Below are 17,978 nucleotides of genomic sequence, written 5' to 3'. Positions count from 1 at the left end.
GCTCCCCTTCATGCGTATGTCGGGGTCGACTGTAGGGCTGCCGTGCGGGGACGGCGTTGATCTGGATCAAAGCGTGCTGGTCAGCTCAGCGCAGGCTCGCGTGGACGCAGCGGGCTGGCCACCGTGGTGCAGCTGACCCGGTTGCGGCCGCCGGCCTTGGCCAGGTACAGCTGGCGGTCGGCCTCGGAGATCAGCCGGTGCAGTGCATCGCGCTGCGGGCGCAGGCAGCACAGGCCGATGCTGACCGTCATGCGCAGGGTGGCAGTGCCGATGTCCACTTCCAGCGCGGCGATGCGCTGGCGCAGTTCCTCGAAGTACTGCAGCGCCTCGTCCTGTTCCATGTCCGGCACCAGCAGGCAGAACTCTTCGCCACCGAAGCGTGCGATCAGGTCCTGGCTGCGGGCGTGCGCGGCCACCGCACCGGCGACGGCACGCAGCGCGTCGTCGCCCGCCTCGTGGCCGTAGGTATCGTTGATGTGCTTGAAGTGGTCGATGTCGATCATCGCCACCGCTACGCATTGGCCATGCAGCTGCAGCTGCGGCAGCTGGCGCTGGCTCTGTTCCAGGAAGCAGCGACGGTTAGGCAGGCCGGTGAGGAAATCGCGGGTGGCCAGGTCCTGCAGGGTGCCGATCAGTTCCAGCTGGTCGACGTTCTGCGAGACGCGGCAGAAGAATTCCTCGCGCGAGAACGGCTTGCGCAGGAAGTCGTTGGCACCGTTCTTCAGGAAGCGTGGGATCAGCGAGGCGTCGGTGTTACCGGAAATGCCGATCACCGCCACCTTGTCGCGCGAGCGCAGGGTGCGCAGGCGGCGGGTGAACTCCACGCCCTGCATGCCGGGCATTTCCTGGTCGACCACCGCCAGGCGGATCGCAGGATGCGCCTCGATCGCGGCCAGGCCCTCGTTGCCGTCAGCGGCCTCGTGCACCTCGTGGCCGTACATGCGCAGCAGGGCCGCGGCATAGCCGCGCGCGGACGGCGAGTCGTCCACCACCAGCGCAGCGATGCGGCGGTTGCGTTCCAGCCGCTGCACCAGCCACACCAGGTAGTCGATGCTGCCCGGGGTATTCTTCAGCACGTAGTCGATGATCAGCTGCTGCAGCACGCGCTTGCGCAGGTCCTCGTCGTAGACGCTGCTGACCACCACGGTGGGCAGGCCGCGCTTGAGGAAGAACTCAACCACCGCATCGCGGTCGCCGTCGGCCAGCACCAGTCCGGTCAGTACCAGGAACCAGCCCCCATCCTCGCTCAGCAGGCGATCGGCCTCGGCCAGGGTGGAGGCGATCACCACCGGCAGTTCCAGGCGCTGCTCGATGGCCTCGCGCAGCATGCCGGTGAAGGCGCGGGAGTTTTCGACCAGCAGGATCCGCTGCGGCAGCGGATCGGCCAGGTCGCCATCGACGGCGGCCTGCGGCAGGACGGGCATGATGCGGTGGCTCACGAGGGAGGGCTCGGCACGGATAGCGGCGGTTTCGGGCGCAACTTTAGGCTAATGCATCGAACGGCGCACGCCACGCCATGCCGGGGAGGTTGGAGCTAGGCGAACTCGGCGCGTCGCGCGCTGCCCCCCTGGATCAGGGACGGCAGGGATTCGCTGAGAATGATCGTGATTCGATGGCGACGACATAGCAGCAGTCCGTCGTAGGCAATCAGGCGCCCGCCGAGCCGATCAACCAGTGCAGCTTCGGTGGCGGATGCCAGTGGACGACCGCGATCCAACAGTGCGATGTTCAACATGATGCCGCGACGCTGGCCGAGCCTGCCGCAGCGCGCCTGGAGGTGCATCTGCCCCGGTTCATGACTCAGCATTACCGGCACTGCATCGATCAATAGGCGATAGGCTGATAGTTGCAGGCCCACGCTCAGCTGGCAGGGATCGCCGGAGAACTGTGGTCGGCTCATGCGACCGGTGAAGTCCCAGCCGTCCCGCACACCGCTGGCTTGCAGGCTGAGGTAAAGCCCGATCTGCTCAATTGCAGTCGGGTAGACCATGCTGGCCTGTTGGCGGAATTGCCATGAATGCATTGCAGATGTCTGAACCAGGTCTGCCGCGATATCGTGATGACCATGGTTCTTGAGCCAGTCAACGACACCTTGCACCGACATATCCATGCCGTCGCCGATTGATTTCAGCTCCAGTGCCCGTGAGCGCAGGGCCTGCTCACCGGCCAGGTGTGAGGCGCGTGCCAGCTTTACCGTGTTCCGGCCACTATCTTCATGCTCCTGGTATTTGCGTTGGTAGTGGCTGATACCAGATCCCAGTGCGAGCAGCGCGACGCTTATTACGCAAAGGCTTTGCTGCGTGGAGAACGCTCCGAGGTCAAACGAAGCGGGTAGTCCAGTGCTTGGCGTGGATGCGAGCACGATCAGATTCAGTAGCGGCACTGCGATTGCCGCGCCACGCCAACCATGCATGAAGGCAAGTGAGATTGCCGGGAGCGAAGCCATCAGGACGAGTTGCTCACGGGTGGTGTTGGCCGTAGTTGGTGTCAGCTTCATTGCCAATCCAAGCACCATGATCAGCGCGATGGCTGTGGCGGTGAAAGCAACGAAGCGGGTGCTCCATCCTGGTTCGGAATGACGTCGCAGCCAGAGCAGTGCCAGTGGGGCAAGCGTAAGGATGCCGGTGGTTTGGCCCAGCAGAGTACGTCCCACCCGTTCGAGCATCATTTCCGGGTCCGGGCCTGGCCACAGCAGACGCGCAAGTCCCATGTTCAGGAGGCTGACTGCAATGCCTGCGGAGAACGACAGGGAGAGCAGCCATAGTCCTCCCGCGGAAGGGATATGTCTGCGATGGAAATGCACGATCAGCATTGCCACGGGCATCAGGCCAATCGAGCCCAGAATGACCCAGGCCAGCCCATGAGTTGTCGCCATCGGCACGCGAATCTGCGCGAAGTAGGCATATTCGCCTAGTAGTAGATACGGCCACAGGCGCGAGGGCGTCAGCAGGAGTGCGGCGATCCGAACGCCTGCAGGCAGGTAGAACTGGTCAAGCGACATCTGCCGGGTGACAAGGCAGGCAACGGCATAAAGGACGGCTATGAAGAAGCCTGCGGGACGGACGCGGACGTCTACCTGGATTCCATCCTTCCACCAGCTCACTGTTGACCCCCGGCTCAGTTGAGAATCGTTGTCCCGCCGCTACATGACTTGACCAGCGCGAAGGTATCGGCAGATGCAAAGCCGTGCAACGGCCCGGCGGGGACTTCCCTCGGGAGCGCTGGCCACGATGCCTGCGATGGCACCCCCATGGGTGCACCGGTATGCTGCGGATATCTGGGCTTTGACTGTTTCTGTGGACGATTCCATCCGGTCAGGAAGTGGCGTTTCGCCCTTCGGCCAACGTCAACGCGGAGCGCCTGGATGCAGTACTTCAATTCAACCATGGAGATGCCTGTGAGATTTTCCCGATTTTCCGTTGCGGCGACGACTGCAGTCCTGTTGTCCCTGCCTATGCTGGCTTCAGCTTCCTGCTGCACGACCGGAGGTAATGGTATTCAGACGGCGAACGCTGGCCTGGGCGAAAGCCAGCCTGTTGCTGTCAATTCGAGTTTGGATCCGGCCTGGTTCGTCTATGCCTTCCAGCGCGATGGCGTGACGTACTACCAGGTCAATGATTCCGTGGGCCAGGTGGTCCTGATCATCGGCAATATCGATTCCACGTTCTGGACCCTGCCGGCCGGAAGTGAGTCGGTCCGTGTCTCGTTGCCGTCGCAGCGGTTGGCGGTGCCGGCGAAGGCACGCAGGCGCCTGGTATTCCAGGCATCGGACTTCTCGTTGGTCGTCCATGGGGAAGGTCAGGGGGCAATCTGGTCCGTAGAGCCTGCCGCCAGCGGAAAGTGAAAGACCCGGGTCGGCAGACAGGATGCCTGCGGCGGCCCAGGGCCGCCGCAGGTTACCGTTTCCTACGGTCTCGATGATGTGCTGGCAGCGCTGCGAATCAGTACTTGGCCGGCATATCAACTGGCGTTACCGCCAGAGGCTTTACGCTGTCGTCCAGCATCTCCCGGGGAGCATCCCGCATGACTATCCGGATCCGGTTGCCCCGGCAGTCCACTGAGCCTGAGTAGGCCTGTGTACGTGCGGAGAGACGGTCAATTGCCAGACCGACGGTTGCCGGTGCCAACGTGCTGCTGCGGTCGAGCATCGCCACGGTGATCAGGATCCCCTTGTGTCGTCCCCAGCGTCCGCAGCGGGCTCGGAGCTGGATCTGGCCTCGTTCTTCCTTGAGCAGCAGAGACATGGACTCGGCCAGGACACGATAGGCCGCAAGTTGCAGCCCTATGCCCAGCTGGCAGGGGTCCCCCTGAAGTACCGGGCGGACCACGCGATGGCTGTCTTCCCAGGCTTCGCTCAAGCCTCCTGCCCGAAGGGCTACATAGAGCCCCGCGTGTTCGAGCTCGGTGGGATAGACCATGCTGGTCAGCTCGCGGAACTTGCGCGAGCGTGAGGAGAATGTCCGCAGCAGGTCGATTGCCGGCCCTTCCTGGCCGTGTGTCCTGAGCAGCTTCAGGGTTTCGTCGAGGGCTGCTTCAATCTCGTCGGCAACCCTGCGCAGGCCGAGCGCCCGTTCGCGCAGGTCCATTTCACTGGCAAGATGAGCCGAGCGCGAGAGCATGGTCGCCTGCGGCTCCTGCACCTGGGCTGGCGTGTACTGATGGTACTGATGGGTGATACGGGAACCCAGAGCCAGCAGGGTAGTGCCCGTGATCGCGATGATCTGTTGCGTGAAGAAGGTCGTCTGGTCAAACGACCCCGGCAGGCCGGTGCTGGGCATGGTCACGCTGAGAATCATGTTCATCAGTGGTACGCCTACAGCGGCACCGCGCCAGCCATGAAGGCATGTCAGTGCGATCACGGGCAATGTCATCAGCAACTGCAGGATTGCCCGTGCAGAGTCATCGCGCGCGCCGGCCGTGGCGATGAGGATGCTAAGCGCACACAATGCGCAGAGCGCCACTATCGTGGGCCGCAGCCGCCAGGCTGACCAGTCGTAGCCGCCGTGACGACGGATCCACAGCAGGGCAAGTGGTGCCACGGTCAAGATGGCAATGTAGTCACCCAGCACAAAGAGTGCTGCATTGGTGTAGAACGGCATGGACGGCGGGACCGGCCACAGCGCGTGGGAAAGGCCGAGCTTGAGGGCGCTGGCGATCAGTGCTGCTGACGCCGCGACGGAGAGCAGCCAGCTCTCGCTGATGGACCCCATCGCCTTGCGGTGGAGATGAATGATCAATGCGACAGCCGGCATCAGGCATGCCGAGCCGAGGATCACCCAGCTCATCCCGTACTCTTCAATCATGGGATAGCGCAGCTGTGCGAAGTACGCGTACTCACCCAGGATAAGGTACGGCCAAAGCCGTGGCGGACACAGCAGCAGAGCGGCGACACGGATGCCGGCCGGCAGAAAGAACTGATCGACGGAGAAGTGACGCGCCCCCCAGCAGGCGACGGCATACAGCACAGCAAGAGCGAGGCCGACCGGTCGGATACGGAAGCTCAGTTCAAATCCACTCTTCAACCAACTCAAACTCAAGCCTCCCTTGCTCGTCCCGCGCTATCGCAGTCCTGGCGACACCGAATGTATCCTTCAGGCTCGACAGTATCTGTTGATGCCGGTGGGTGCAATCTTGCACTTTGTGGGGCGCCAAGGGGGCTCTCATCAGCTGTGAAGACGCTTCCGTGGGAAGTCACCAAGCGGCTGTGAAGTCCATCCCAGTTTTCTGCTCCGCGGGTCAGGTCCGTGAGGGAGGGACAATCGGGCCGAGCGTATTGTCCTGGTGGGCTTCACGAACCGGGCGGGACTCGGCATGGGGAGTACCTACCGCCTCGATGAGGAACATCCGGACGCGATTGCCCCGGCATTGAATCGTGCCGCGGTATGCGAGCACGCGGCCGGTCAACTGATCTGTGGCCATGGCCATCGTCGCCTGCGAAAGACGTTGGCGTGGATTGAGCGTAGCCGCCACGAGCAGGATGCCTTGCTGTGTGCCAAGGCGGCCGCAGCGCGCCCGCACAGTGAGCTGGCCGGATTCGTTGCCAAGCAGGATGGATATCGCCTCGACGATCGAGCGGTAGGCTGCCAATTGCAAGCCGGGGCTGAGGGCGCATGGATCGCCCATCAACCAGGGCTGATTGACCCGGTGGGTATTGCCCCATGCCTCGCGCACCCCACCTGCCTGCAATGCCACGTACAGGCCCAGTCGTTCCAGTGCGGCGGGATAGATCATGCTGGCCTGGGCCCGGAACAGGCGTGAATGTACCTCCGAGGTATGCCGCAGGCTATCGGCTACGGCGTGATGACCCTGGGCGTGCAGCCAGTTCACCATTTCGTTCAGAGACAGGTCCATGCCATCGCCCAGCTGGCGCAGGTGCGCCGCCCGTTCACGCAGGTCCATCTCGCTGGCCAGGTGTGAATTCCGCGCAAGCTGCAGGGCTGCCCTGCCATCTTCCTCACGCAACCGGTGCTGGCTCTGGAAGTGGGTGATGCGTGCGCCCAGCAACAACAGGGCGACGCTGGCGATGGCCATGGCCTGCTGGGTGGCGAAGGTCGCCTGATCGAATGACGCGGGGTGGTCCGAAGGGGTGCTCAGGCCAAGGATCATGTTCACGGCAGCGACACCGATGGCCGCACCACGCCATCCCAGCAGGCAGGTCAGTGCGATCGCGGGGATAGGCAGGATAAGCAGCAACTGCAGCGAACCTTCGGCCAGGATCGAGGTAGGAACGGGCGTCGCCTGCAGGCCGATGACCAGCATGGCTCCGACTGCTCCGACCGTGGTCGCGACAGACCGGGCCGTCCATTGTTCCTCGGCGCGGCGGATCCAAAGCAGTGCCAGCGGCGCCAGGATCAGGATGCCGGTGAAGTCGCCCAGCGCATAGCGCAGCAGGTTGGTGAGAAATGTCTCTTCACGCAACGGCTCCCAGATCAGGTAGGAGATCCCCAGGTTCAGCAGGCTGATGACCATCGCGGCGCATGCCGCAATGGAGATCACGCCGACGATCGTGGTGCGCGCCAACAGCTTCCGGTGCAGGCGAATGATCAGCATCACGGCAGGCATCAGGAACACCGAAGCGAGAATCACCCAGGTCAAGCCGTATTTGCCCAGCAAGGGGATGCGCAGGTGCGCGAAGTAGGCGTACTCGCCGATCAGCAGATAGGGCCAGAGACGGGGTGGGCACAACAGCAGGGCGGCCACCCGCACGCCGGCGGGCAGGAAAAACTGGTCCATGGACAGCTTGCGCGCCCCCCAGCAGGCGAGCGCATAGACGAACGCCAGCGCCAGCCCCTCGGGGCTGACCCGGATCCTCACCAGCAGGCCGTCCTTCCACCACTGCATCCACGTGCTCCCCCAGCTCCTGCGCCGATTATGCAAACAAAGGGCGGCAGCGGATCAAGTCATGCGGCAGGAAAGGGCTCGGCTACCACAACGCATCCCGCAGCTTGTACCAGGACATCGCCGCCACCAGCAGCGGCGTGCGCAGCAGCCGGCCGCCGGGGAAGGGCGCATGCCGCAGGCGCTGGAACACGTCCAGGCGCTCGCTCTGGCCGGCAATGGCGGCGGCGATCACCTCGCCGGCCAGCCCGGCGGCGGCCACCCCATGGCCGGAGAAGCCCTGCGCGAAGTACAGGTTGCGGTCCAGCCGGCCCCAATGCGGGGCGCGGTTGCGGGTGATGTCGACGTAGCCGCCCCAGACCTGGTCCAGTGCCACGTCGGCCAGCTGCGGGAACACCTGGTGCATGCGCCGCTGCATCACCCCACGCAGGCCGGGTGGCGGCAGGGCCGAATAGCTGGCGCGGCCCCCGAACAGCAGCCGATGGTCATGGCTGAGGCGGAAATAGTCCAATGCCCAGGCGGTGTCGGCCACGGCCATGTCGTTGCCGATCAAGGCGCGGGCGCGCTCGGCCCCCAGCGGCGCGCTGGCGCCGATATAGGTGCCGACCGGCATGATCCGCCGTTCCAGCTCGGGCAGCAGGCCCTGCAGCCAGGCATTTCCGGCCACCACCAGATGCGCGGCGCGTACGCTGCCGTGGGCGGTGTGCAGGGTGGGCTGCGGTCCGCGCTGCACGCGGGTTACCGCCGAATGCTCGTGGATCACCACGCCGGCCGCGCGCGCCGCATCGGCCAGCCCACGCGCATAGGCCAGTGGATGCAGGTGCGCGCTGAGTGGGTCGAACATCGCGGCGCGGTAGCGCGGGCTGTCCAGCTGCGCGCGCAGTGCATCGCGGTCCCACCACTGCATGGGGTAGTCGTAGTGGCGTTGCAGGTGCTCGCAGTTGGCCAGCAGGTCACGCTCATGGCGTTCGCGGATGGCGACGCTGGCGTGGCCTTCCACCCAGTGGCAGTCGATACCATGGCGGTCGATGCGCGTACGCATCGCCTGCACCGCATCGCGCGACCAGTCGAACAGATGGCGCGCATCATCACGGCCGAGCTGGCGCTCCAGCTCGTCCACCTCGCAGCCATAGCCGACCAGCGCCTGCCCGCCGTTGCGGCCGGATGCGCCCCAGCCGATCCGCTGCGCTTCCAGCACCACCACGCGCTGGCCACGGGCGGCCAGTTCCAGCGCGGCGGTCAGGCCGGTGTAGCCGGCGCCGAGCACCGCCACATCGGCCTGCACATCCCCCTGCAAAGGGGGCAGCGCGGCCGGCTCGGGGAGACTGGCGGCGTACCAGCTGGGCGGGAAGGCGGCGCTCACTGCAGGCCTCGCGGGTGCAGGGCAGGAGGACGGAGCGGGGCAGGTCGATCAGCGTTCACCAACCTAGTTTCGCCGATGCGTGACGGCTGTGGTGTGACGGCACCTACTTGCCGCCTTCGCCGGGCGACGGGTAACGTGGCGGCACGCCAAGGAGTTTTCCCATGCGCCGCCTGCCCTGGGTGGGCCTGCCCACCGACAGCACCGTGCTCGGCCATCACCGTTTCGCGATGGCCGGCGAGAAGTACGTTCGCGCGCTGGCCGAGGCGGCCGAGGTGACCCCGGTGGTGTTGCCCAGCCTGCAGCCACCGCTGCCGGCCGGCAACTGGCTGCAGGGGCTGGATGGACTGCTGCTGACCGGCGCGGTCAGCAATATCGAACCGCAGCACTACGAGGGTGGCCGCAGCTGGCCAGGCAATCCACATGACCCGGCCCGGGATGCCAATGCCTTTGCGTTGCTGCACGAGGCACTGGCACTGGATCTGCCGGTGCTGGCGATCTGCCGCGGTTTCCAGGAATTGAACGTCGCGCTGGGTGGCAGCCTGCATCCGCAGGTGCATGCGGTGCCCGGCCTGGCCGACCATCGCGAAGACCCGCAGGCGCCGGTGGAAGTGCAGTATGGGCCGGCCCATGCGGTGACCCTGGCCGCCGATGGCTGGCTGGCGCAGTGGCACGGCAGTGGCCGCGCGCAGGTCAATTCGGTGCACGGGCAGGGTATCGCCCGCCTGGCGCAGGGGCTGCGGGTGGAAGCCGTGGCCGACGATGGGCTGGTCGAAGCGGCACGCAGCCTGCACCATCGTTTCGTGCTCGGCGTACAGTGGCACCCGGAGTGGCATGTCATGCAGGCGCCGTTCTATCACGCTATTTTCCGTGCGTTCGGCCAAGCTTGCCGGCAGCACCAACAGAACCGACTGGATTCCCGATGAGTTCCCGAACGCGCCCGCGCAAGACGGCCACGCCCCCCGCACCGCAGGAAAGCACGCTGCTGCGCTGGCTGAAGGAGCGGCGCATCACCGAGGTGGAATGCCTCGTGCCGGACATCACCGGCAACGCGCGCGGCAAGATCATTCCCGCCGACAAGTTCTCGCATGACTACGGTACGCGGCTGCCCGAAGGCATCTTCGCCACCACCGTCACCGGCGAGTTTCCCGATGACTACTACGAGCTGACCTCGCCGTCGGACTCGGACATGATGCTGCGCCCCGATCCGGATACGGTGCGGATGGTGCCGTGGGCGGCCGACGCCACCGCGCAGGTCATCCACGATTGCTACACCAAGAACGGCGAGCCGCATGAGCTGGCACCGCGCAACGTGCTGCGCCGCGTGCTGGCGGCCTATGCCGAACTGGGCCTGCGCCCGGTGGTGGCGCCGGAGCTGGAGTTCTTCCTGGTGCAGAAGAACACCGACCCGGACTTCCCGCTGCTGCCACCGGCCGGCCGCTCCGGGCGGCCGGAGACCGCGCGGCAGTCGTACTCGATCGATGCGGTCAACGAGTTCGACCCGATCCTCGACCTGATGTACGACTACGCCGATGCGATGAAGCTGGACGTGGACACCCTGATCCATGAATCCGGCGCGGCGCAGCTGGAAGTCAACTTCACCCATGCCGACGCGATGGACCTGGCCGACCAGGTGTTCCTGTTCAAGCGCACCATGCGCGAGGCAGCGATGCGCCACGGGGTGTATGCCACGTTTCTGGCCAAGCCGATGGAGAACGAACCGGGCAGTGCCATGCACATCCACCAGAGCCTGGTGCGGGTGAGCGATGGCAGCAACGTGTTCGCCGGCGAGACCGATGCCGAGGGCGAGTTCAGCCCGGTGTTCGGCCACTATCTGGGCGGCCTGCAGAAGTACGCACCGCAGGCGATGGCGTTCTTCGCGCCGAACGTGAACTCCTACCGCCGGCTGGTGTTCGGCGAAGTCTCGCCGAGCAACGTCCACTGGGGCTTCGACAACCGCACCTGCGGCCTGCGCGTGCCGCTGGATACGCCGGAGAACATGCGCGTGGAGAGCCGTTTCGCCGGGTCCGATGCCAATCCCTACCTGGCGATGGCCGCGACCCTGGCCTGCGGCCTGCTCGGCATCCGCGAGCGGCTGGCGCCGGATGCGCCGGTGACCGGCAGTGCCAAGGAACTGGGGTACAACCTGCCGCGCTCGCTGGGCGAGGCGCTGGACGGGCTGGAGCAGTGCAGCGAGCTGCAGGCCCTGCTGGGTGAGCGCTTCTGCCGGGCCTACATATCGGTCAAGCGCAAGGAATACGAGACCTTTTTCCGCGTCATCAGCTCGTGGGAGCGCGAGTTCCTGCTGCTGAACGTCTGAGCATCCGGAATAGAAAAATCCGCCGCCGGGGGGTAGGCTGGCACCCGTCGCCGGCCCCGCCGGCCCCCCTTCCCGCATTCTGGAGCACCCGATGAAGCTGCGTATCCTCACGCTCGGCCTGGCCTCCGCCATGCTCGCCGCCTGCAGCGGTGGCAACGGCGACGCGCAGGACAGCCAGGTCCTGAACGTCTACAACTACAGCGATTACATCGCCGAGGACACCATTCCGACCTTCGAGAAGGAGAGCGGCATCAAGGTGACCTACGATGTGTTCGACAGCGATGAGATGGTCGAGACCAAGCTGCTGGCCGGCAACAGCGGCTATGACGTGGTGGTGCCGACCCTGAACTTCTTCGGCCGCCAGATCCAGGCCGGCGTGTTCCTGCCGCTGGACAAGAGCAAGATCCCGAACCTGGCCAACCTCGATCCGGCGGTGATGAAGCGCATCGCCACCCAGGACCCGGGCAACCAGTACGGCGTGCCGTACATGATCGGCACCACCGGCATCGGCTACAACGTGGACATGCTGAAGCAGCGCTTCGGCGGCAGCGCCGACATCGCCAACAGCTGGGACCTGGTGTTCAAGCCGGAGAACATCAGCAAGATGAAGGACTGCGGCGTGACCATCCTGGACACGCCGGCGGACATGATCCCGATCGCACTGCATTACCTGGGCCTGGACCCGCACAGCGGCGACCCGGCCGAGCTGCAGAAGGCCGCCGACCTGCTGAAGTCGATCCGCCCGTACGTGCAGAACTTCCACTCCTCGCAGTACGTGGGTTCGCTGGCCAACGGCGGTACCTGCCTGGTGGTCGGCTGGTCGGGTGACATCATCCAGGCCCGCGACCGCGCCGAGGAAGCCAGCAATGGCGTGCACGTGGCCTATTCGATCCCGAAGGAAGGCGCTCCGCAGTGGTTCGACATGCTGGCGATCCCGAAGGACGCCAAGCACCCGGAAGCCGCCTACGCCTTCATCAACTACCTGCTGCAGCCGAAGGTTGCCGCGGCCAACACCAACTTCATCCATTACGCCAACCCGGTGCCGACTGCGACCCCGCTGGTGGATGAGGCGATCCGTACCGACCCGACCATCTACCCGCCGGCCGACGTGGCCGAGAAGATGTTCACCTATTCGATCAACACGCCGGAGACTGACAAGCTCTACACCCGGCTGTGGACCGAGGTGAAGACCGGGCGCTAAGGGCTGGCTGGCAGGTGGGTGCCGACCGTTGGTCGGCATGCTTTTCCGGCAGGGCCGACCAACGGTCGGCCCCCACCAGATCTGCAGATCCCCCTGGCCCGGTGGGTGCCACCCGTCGCCGTCATATCCCCTGCGGCCCCCGGCCGTTAGAATGGCGGCCGCTGTCCACCGCCCGCTCCCGGAGCCCCCATGCCCGTTGAAGCCCAGCCGGTAGCCACCGTCGTCGACACGACCGGTGCGCCCGGCTATCTCTCCATTCGTGACCTGCGCAAGGAATTCGACGGTTTCGTCGCCGTCGACGACGTCAACCTGGACGTGCGCAAGGGCGAGATCTTTGCCCTGCTCGGTGGCTCCGGCAGTGGCAAGTCGACCCTGCTGCGCTGCCTGGGCGGCTTCGAGACGCCCACCAAGGGCAGCATCACCCTCGATGGCCAGCGCCTGGACGCACTGCCGCCGTACCAGCGGCCGGTCAACATGATGTTCCAGTCCTATGCCCTGTTCCCGCACATGACGGTCGAGCAGAACATCGCTTTCGGCCTGAAGCAGGACGGCCTGGGCAAGGAGGCGATCAGCAAGCGCGTCGGCGAGATGCTGGAGCTGGTGCAGATGGGCCACCTGGGCAAGCGCAAGCCGCACCAGCTGTCCGGTGGCCAGCAGCAGCGCGTGGCGCTGGCGCGGTCGCTGGCCAAGGGGCCGAAGCTGCTGCTGCTGGACGAGCCGATGGGCGCGCTGGACAAGAAGCTGCGCTCGCAGATGCAGCTGGAACTGGTCAGCATCATCGAATCGTCGGGCGTGACCTGCGTGATGGTCACCCACGACCAGGAAGAGGCGATGACCATGGCCACCCGCATCGCGGTGATGGATGCTGGCTGGATCCAGCAGGTCGGCAAGCCGGACGAAGTCTACGAGCAGCCGGCCAACCGTTTCGTCGCCGAGTTCATCGGTTCGGTCAACCTGTTCGACGGGGTGATCGACGAGGACCTGCCCGAGTACGTGACCGTGCGCTCGCCTCTGTTCCCTGCACCGATCTACATCGCCCATGGCATCACCGGTTATGAAGGGCAGCCGGTCGCGTTCGCGCTGCGTCCGGAGAAGGTGATGATCGGCAAGGACGAGCCGGAAGGGCATACCAACAAGGCGCAGGGCGTGATCGAGGACATCGCCTATTTCGGCAGCCACTCGGTCTACCACGTGCGCCTGCCCAGCGGCGCCAAGGTGCTGGCCAACTTCGCCAACTCGCAGCGCTGGGCCAGCGATGGCCTGACCTGGGGCGACAGTGTATGGGTGCACTGGCGCGACAACGACGGCGTGGTGCTGACCTCATGAGCGTCAGCGGCCTGAAGCGCTGGCTGCCGGGGCTGCGTGCCACGGTGATCGGCATTCCGTACCTGTGGTTGCTGCTGTTCTTCGCAGTGCCGTTCCTGATCGTGCTGATGATCAGCTTCTCGCTCAGCCGGGTCGGCTCGCCGCCGTACACCTGGCTGCTGCAGTACGCGGACGGCGGCTTCTCGCTGAAGCTGAACCTGGAGAACTACCTCGCGCTGTTCCGTGATTCGATCTATGCGCAGGCGTTCCTGAGCTCGATCAAGATCGCGGCGATCTCCACCTTCCTCACCCTGCTGATCGGCTATCCGATGGCCTATGCCATCGCGCGCCTGTCGCCGGCCGCACGCAACGTGGCGATGATGCTGGTGGTGCTGCCGTCGTGGACCTCGTTCCTGATCCGCGTGTACGCGTGGAAGGCGATCCTGGACCGCAACGGCCTGCTCGACCAGTTCCTGCAGTTCACCGGCCTGCAGTCGCTGATGACGTCGATGGGCCTGCCGAAACTGCAGTTGATCGACACCCCGACCGCCGCCTACATCGGCATCGTCTACTGCTACCTGCCGTTCATGGTGCTGCCGCTGTACGCCAACCTGGTCAAGCATGACCACCGCCTGCTGGAAGCGGCCTACGACCTCGGCGCCAAGCCGTGGCAGGCGTTCCTGCGCATCACCTTGCCGCTGTCGAAGGCGGGCATCATCGCCGGCTGCATGCTGGTGATGATCCCGGCGGTGGGTGAATTCGTGATCCCGGAAATGCTGGGTGGCTCGGAGACGCTGATGGTCGGCCGCCAGCTGTGGAACGAGTTCTTCAACAACCGCAACTGGCCGGGCGCCTCGGCGATGGCGGTGGCGATGATCCTGCTGCTACTCGTGCCGATCCTGCTGTTCAACCGTTCCCAGCAGCGCCTGCTGGAAGGGAAGCAGGCATGAGCCCGCGTTCCGCCAAGGGCCTGGGGCTGGGCGTGCTGCTGCTCGGCTTCGCCTTCCTTTACCTGCCGATCCTGCTGTTGATGTTCTATTCGTTCAACAGCTCGCGGCTGGCGATGGTCTGGGCCGGGTTCTCCACCCGCGCCTACAGCGACCTGTTCGCCGACCGCGCGCTGATGGATGCGATGTGGACCAGCCTGGTGGTGGCGTTCTGGACCGCCTGTACCGCCACCGTGCTGGGCACGCTGGCGGCGATGGTGATGACCCGCTTCAAGCGATTCCGTGGCAAGCCGATGTTCGGTGCGCTGGTCACCGCGCCGCTGGTGATGCCGGATGTGATCCTGGGCTTCTCGCTGATGGCGCTGCTGGCCTCGATGGGCGCGATCCCCGGCTTCCCGGCGCGCGGCCTGGCCACGATCTGGATCGCGCACGTCACCTTCACCCTGTGCTTCGTCACCGTGGTGGTGTCCTCGCGCCTGCAGGAAATGGACCTGTCGCTGGAAGAAGCGGCGATGGACCTGGGTGCCAGCCGGTTGACCGTGTTCGGCCGCATCACCCTGCCGATCATTGCGCCGGCGCTGGTGGCGGGCTGGCTGCTGGCGTTCACCCTGTCGCTGGATGACGTGGTGGTGGCCAGCTTCGTGGCCACGCCGGGCTCGACCACGCTGCCGATGAAGGTGTTCGCCTCGGTGCGCATGGGCATCAGCCCGAAGATCAACGCATTGGCCACGCTGCTGGTGTCGGCGGTGTCGATCGCCGCGGTGATCGGCTGGTACATCAATGCCCGCGCCGAGAAACGGCGCCAGCGCGACCTGCAGCTGGCACGGCAGGACAACGGCTGAGCCGGCGGCCTGCCGGCTGATCCGGCAACATCCGGCTCACGGGCAACCGCGCACAATGGGGATCTTCCAGATGGAGATCCCCCATGACCGTCGAGATTGTCGACCCGGCCACCGGCCTGGTGACCTACCGCCATGAACTGATGGGTGCTGCCGACATCGAGCAGCGCCTGCAGGCTGCTGCCGATGCCTTCCCCGGCTGGGCTGATCACTCGTTGCAGGATCGCGGTGCCATCCTGCGCCGGATTGCCGCGCAGCTGCGCGCGCGCCGTGACGATCTGCAGCAGGCGATGACCCACGAGATGGGCAAGCTCAAGGCCGAAGCGCTGGCCGAGGTCGACAAGTGCGCGGCCGCTTGCGAGTACTACGCCGACCATGCTGCCGACTACCTGAAGCCGCAGCTGATCGATACCGAAGCCCAGCGCAGTTACGTGCGCTACGAGCCGATCGGCTGCGTGTTCGCGGTGATGCCGTGGAATTTCCCGATCTGGCAGGTGTTCCGTTTCCTCGCGCCGGCGTTCATGGCTGGCAACGTGGCCCTGCTCAAGCACGCCAGCAACGTGCCGCAGTGCGCCGACCTGATCCTGGCGGTGTGCCGGGACGGAGGCCTGCCGGACGGTGTGTTCGACGTGCTGCACATCGGCAACGACCAGGCCGCCGAGGTGCTGCGCGACGCACGGGTGAAGGCGGTGACACTGACCGGCAGCGAGCGGGCAGGGCGCTCGATCGCCTCCAATGCCGGCAGCCAGCTGAAGAAATCGGTGATGGAGCTGGGTGGAAGCGATGCCTTCGTGGTGCTCGACGATGCCGACCTCGACAAGACCGTGGCGGCGGCGGTGAAGTCGCGCTTCGACAACAGTGGGCAGACCTGCATCGCGGCCAAGCGCTTCATCGTGGTCGATGCGGTGGCCGATGAGTTCACCCGGCGCTTCGTTGAAGCCGCGGGCGAGCGCCAGTACGGCGATCCCAATGAGCGTGGCACCACGCTGGCGCCGATGGCGCGCGCGGACCTGCGCGATGAACTGCACAAGCAGGTGCAGGCCAGCGTGGCCAAGGGCGCGCGCGTTCTGTTCGGCGGTGAGCCGATTGCCGGCACCCATGCCGGCTATCCGGCGACCGTGCTCGATCAGGTCGGCCCGGGCATGCCGGCCTACGACGAGGAGCTGTTCGGGCCGGTGGCTGCGGTGATCCGGGTCAAGGACGAGGCCGAGGCACTGCGCGTGGCCAACGACACCCGCTTCGGCCTGGGCGGCAGCGTGTGGACGCGTGATCCGGTGCGAGGCGAGGCCTTCGCACAGCGCATGGAATGCGGCGCCGCGTTCGTCAACGCCATCGTCAAGAGTGACGCGCGGCTGCCGTTCGGTGGCAGCAAGCAGTCCGGCTTCGGTCGGGAGCTGGCCGACCACGGCATCCATGAGTTCATGAACATCAAGACCGTCTACGTGGCTTGATTCCCAACGGTAGTGCCGGCCGCTGGCCGGCATTGCCTGGTTGCCGGCCAGCGGCCGGCACTACCCAAGGCGGGTCATGTGCCACGACCAACGGTCGTGGCCTACCGGTTTGCTGGGTATCGACGCCCCCGTGCCTGGTGGGTATCGATGCCCTCCGTGCCTGGTGGGTATCGACCGTTGGTCGATACGCCCTACAACCACTTCGCGCGCTTGAACAACCGGTACAGCCCCACGCAGACGCCGCCCACGCCAACAATCATCAGTGGGTACGACCACGGTTCGCTCAGCTCCGGCATGTGGCTGAAGTTCATGCCGTACCAGCTGGTGATCAGCGTCGGCGCCGCCAGCAGTGCGGCCCACGCACCGAGGCGCTTGACCGTCTCGCCCTGCGCCAGCGTCACCAGTGACAGGTTCACGCTCAGTGCGGTGCCCAGCATCTCGCGCAGGGTGTCGATCACATCGCTGATGCGTACCGCATGGTCGTGCACGTCGCGCACGTAGAGCTTCACTTCATCGGGAATCAGGTCGCCCTGGTAGCGGCGCAGCTGCGCCAGCACATCCTGCAGCGGCGCCACCGCCATCCGCATCTTGTTCAGTTCGCGCTTGAGCTCGTACAGCCGCACCACCGTGCTGCGCTTGTAGTTGTCGGCGAAGATGTCTTTTTCCAGCAGGTCCAGGGTGTCGCGGAAGCGGTGCACGATCGGCAGGTAGTTGTCGACCACGAAGTCGGTTACCGCGTACAGGCAGTACGACGGGCCCATCTTCAGCAGCTGCGGCTCGCGTTCCACCCGTGCCCGCACCGGGGCATAGGACAGCGAGGCGCCATGACGCACTGTCACCAGGAAACGCGGGCCGAGGAAGGCGTGGGTTTCGCCGTACTGGATGCGTTCGTCGACCATCTGTGCGGTGGTCACCACCACGAACAGCGAGTTGCCGTAGGTCTCGACCTTGGGCCGCTGGTGTGCGTTGCGCGCGTCCTCGATGGCCAGGTCGTGCAGGCAGAATTCCTCCTGCAGTTTCAGCAGCACATCGTCGTTGGGGTCGTACAGGCCCACCCAGACGAAGCCGTTGCCACTGGCAATGACATCGCTGATGGCATCCAGGCTGATGTCGTGGCGTTTGCCCTCGTCATCGTAGTGGACGCAGTTGATGACGCAGGCGGGGTTGGCCGAGGCAGGGGCGGAAGCGGAGGCGGGCAATGACATGCCCGCCATCGT

The 17,978-nt window shown here is 65.5% G+C and carries 14 protein-coding genes; 8 read left to right on the top strand and 6 right to left on the bottom strand.

The features are described 5' to 3' along the window. Window positions 1-80: 80 nt before the first annotated feature. Entirely contained in the window at window positions 81-1,424 is a 1,344-nt protein-coding gene (locus BKE09_RS03965; protein ID WP_075674880.1) for a diguanylate cyclase, read from the bottom strand. Window positions 1,425-1,534: 110 nt separating this feature from the next. Then, the gene (locus BKE09_RS03960) at window positions 1,535-3,103 is read right to left on the bottom strand and encodes an MASE1 domain-containing protein (protein ID WP_075674879.1); all 1,569 of its coding nucleotides are present in this window, start codon (window positions 3,101-3,103) and stop codon (window positions 1,535-1,537) included. Between the two features lie 261 nt (window positions 3,104-3,364). Between BKE09_RS03960 and BKE09_RS03955 the strand changes: the two genes are divergently transcribed. Further along, a complete protein-coding gene (locus tag BKE09_RS03955; protein ID WP_083663053.1) occupies window positions 3,365-3,844 on the top strand; it encodes a hypothetical protein in 480 nt (159 codons plus the stop codon). Window positions 3,845-3,941: 97 nt separating this feature from the next. Here BKE09_RS03955 and BKE09_RS03950 read toward each other — a convergent pair whose 3' ends face one another. From BKE09_RS03950 to BKE09_RS03940, 3 genes are all read right to left on the bottom strand, one after another. Next, window positions 3,942-5,531 (bottom strand): MASE1 domain-containing protein, encoded by a 1,590-nt coding sequence (locus BKE09_RS03950; protein ID WP_083663106.1) that lies wholly within the window; start codon window positions 5,529-5,531, stop codon window positions 3,942-3,944. A 205-nt stretch (window positions 5,532-5,736) separates the two neighbouring features. Beyond that, complete coding sequence (locus BKE09_RS03945; protein WP_075674877.1) at window positions 5,737-7,341, bottom strand: MASE1 domain-containing protein; 1,605 nt, start codon at window positions 7,339-7,341, stop codon at window positions 5,737-5,739. Between the two features lie 82 nt (window positions 7,342-7,423). Further along, a complete protein-coding gene (locus tag BKE09_RS03940; RefSeq protein WP_075674876.1) occupies window positions 7,424-8,701 on the bottom strand; it encodes an FAD-binding oxidoreductase in 1,278 nt (425 codons plus the stop codon). Between the two features lie 161 nt (window positions 8,702-8,862). On the opposite strand from BKE09_RS03940, the gene BKE09_RS03935 reads away from it, so the two are divergent. From BKE09_RS03935 to BKE09_RS03905, 7 genes are all read left to right on the top strand, one after another. Continuing rightward, on the top strand, window positions 8,863-9,624 hold the full coding sequence (locus BKE09_RS03935) for a gamma-glutamyl-gamma-aminobutyrate hydrolase family protein (RefSeq protein ID WP_075674875.1): 762 nt from the start codon (window positions 8,863-8,865) through the stop codon (window positions 9,622-9,624). After that, window positions 9,621-11,018 (top strand): glutamine synthetase family protein, encoded by a 1,398-nt coding sequence (locus tag BKE09_RS03930; protein WP_014036577.1) that lies wholly within the window; start codon window positions 9,621-9,623, stop codon window positions 11,016-11,018. Before BKE09_RS03935 ends, BKE09_RS03930 begins: the two co-directional genes overlap by 4 nt. Before the next feature lie 91 nt (window positions 11,019-11,109). Beyond that, window positions 11,110-12,219: a polyamine ABC transporter substrate-binding protein gene (locus tag BKE09_RS03925; protein ID WP_075674874.1), complete on the top strand. Its 1,110-nt coding sequence runs from the start codon at window positions 11,110-11,112 to the stop codon at window positions 12,217-12,219. A gap of 189 nt (window positions 12,220-12,408) precedes the next feature. Then, window positions 12,409-13,545 (top strand): polyamine ABC transporter ATP-binding protein, encoded by a 1,137-nt coding sequence (gene potA / locus BKE09_RS03920; RefSeq protein WP_049446127.1) that lies wholly within the window; start codon window positions 12,409-12,411, stop codon window positions 13,543-13,545. After that, the gene (locus BKE09_RS03915; protein ID WP_075674873.1) at window positions 13,542-14,474 is read left to right on the top strand and encodes an ABC transporter permease subunit; all 933 of its coding nucleotides are present in this window, start codon (window positions 13,542-13,544) and stop codon (window positions 14,472-14,474) included. The genes potA and BKE09_RS03915 overlap by 4 nt, the downstream gene beginning before the upstream one ends. Beyond that, entirely contained in the window at window positions 14,471-15,313 is an 843-nt protein-coding gene (locus tag BKE09_RS03910) for an ABC transporter permease subunit (RefSeq protein WP_075674872.1), read from the top strand. Before BKE09_RS03915 ends, BKE09_RS03910 begins: the two co-directional genes overlap by 4 nt. A gap of 83 nt (window positions 15,314-15,396) precedes the next feature. Next, on the top strand, window positions 15,397-16,761 hold the full coding sequence (locus tag BKE09_RS03905) for an NAD-dependent succinate-semialdehyde dehydrogenase (protein WP_075674871.1): 1,365 nt from the start codon (window positions 15,397-15,399) through the stop codon (window positions 16,759-16,761). Window positions 16,762-16,952: 191 nt separating this feature from the next. Here BKE09_RS03905 and BKE09_RS03900 read toward each other — a convergent pair whose 3' ends face one another. Continuing rightward, window positions 16,953-17,975: a magnesium and cobalt transport protein CorA gene (locus BKE09_RS03900; protein ID WP_014036582.1), complete on the bottom strand. Its 1,023-nt coding sequence runs from the start codon at window positions 17,973-17,975 to the stop codon at window positions 16,953-16,955. Between the last annotated feature and the right edge of the window lie 3 nt (window positions 17,976-17,978).

This window comes from Stenotrophomonas sp. TD3 (genome assembly GCF_001939825.1).
Classification (GTDB): domain Bacteria; phylum Pseudomonadota; class Gammaproteobacteria; order Xanthomonadales; family Xanthomonadaceae; genus Stenotrophomonas.
This window is presented reverse-complemented; position numbering and strand designations above follow the sequence as displayed.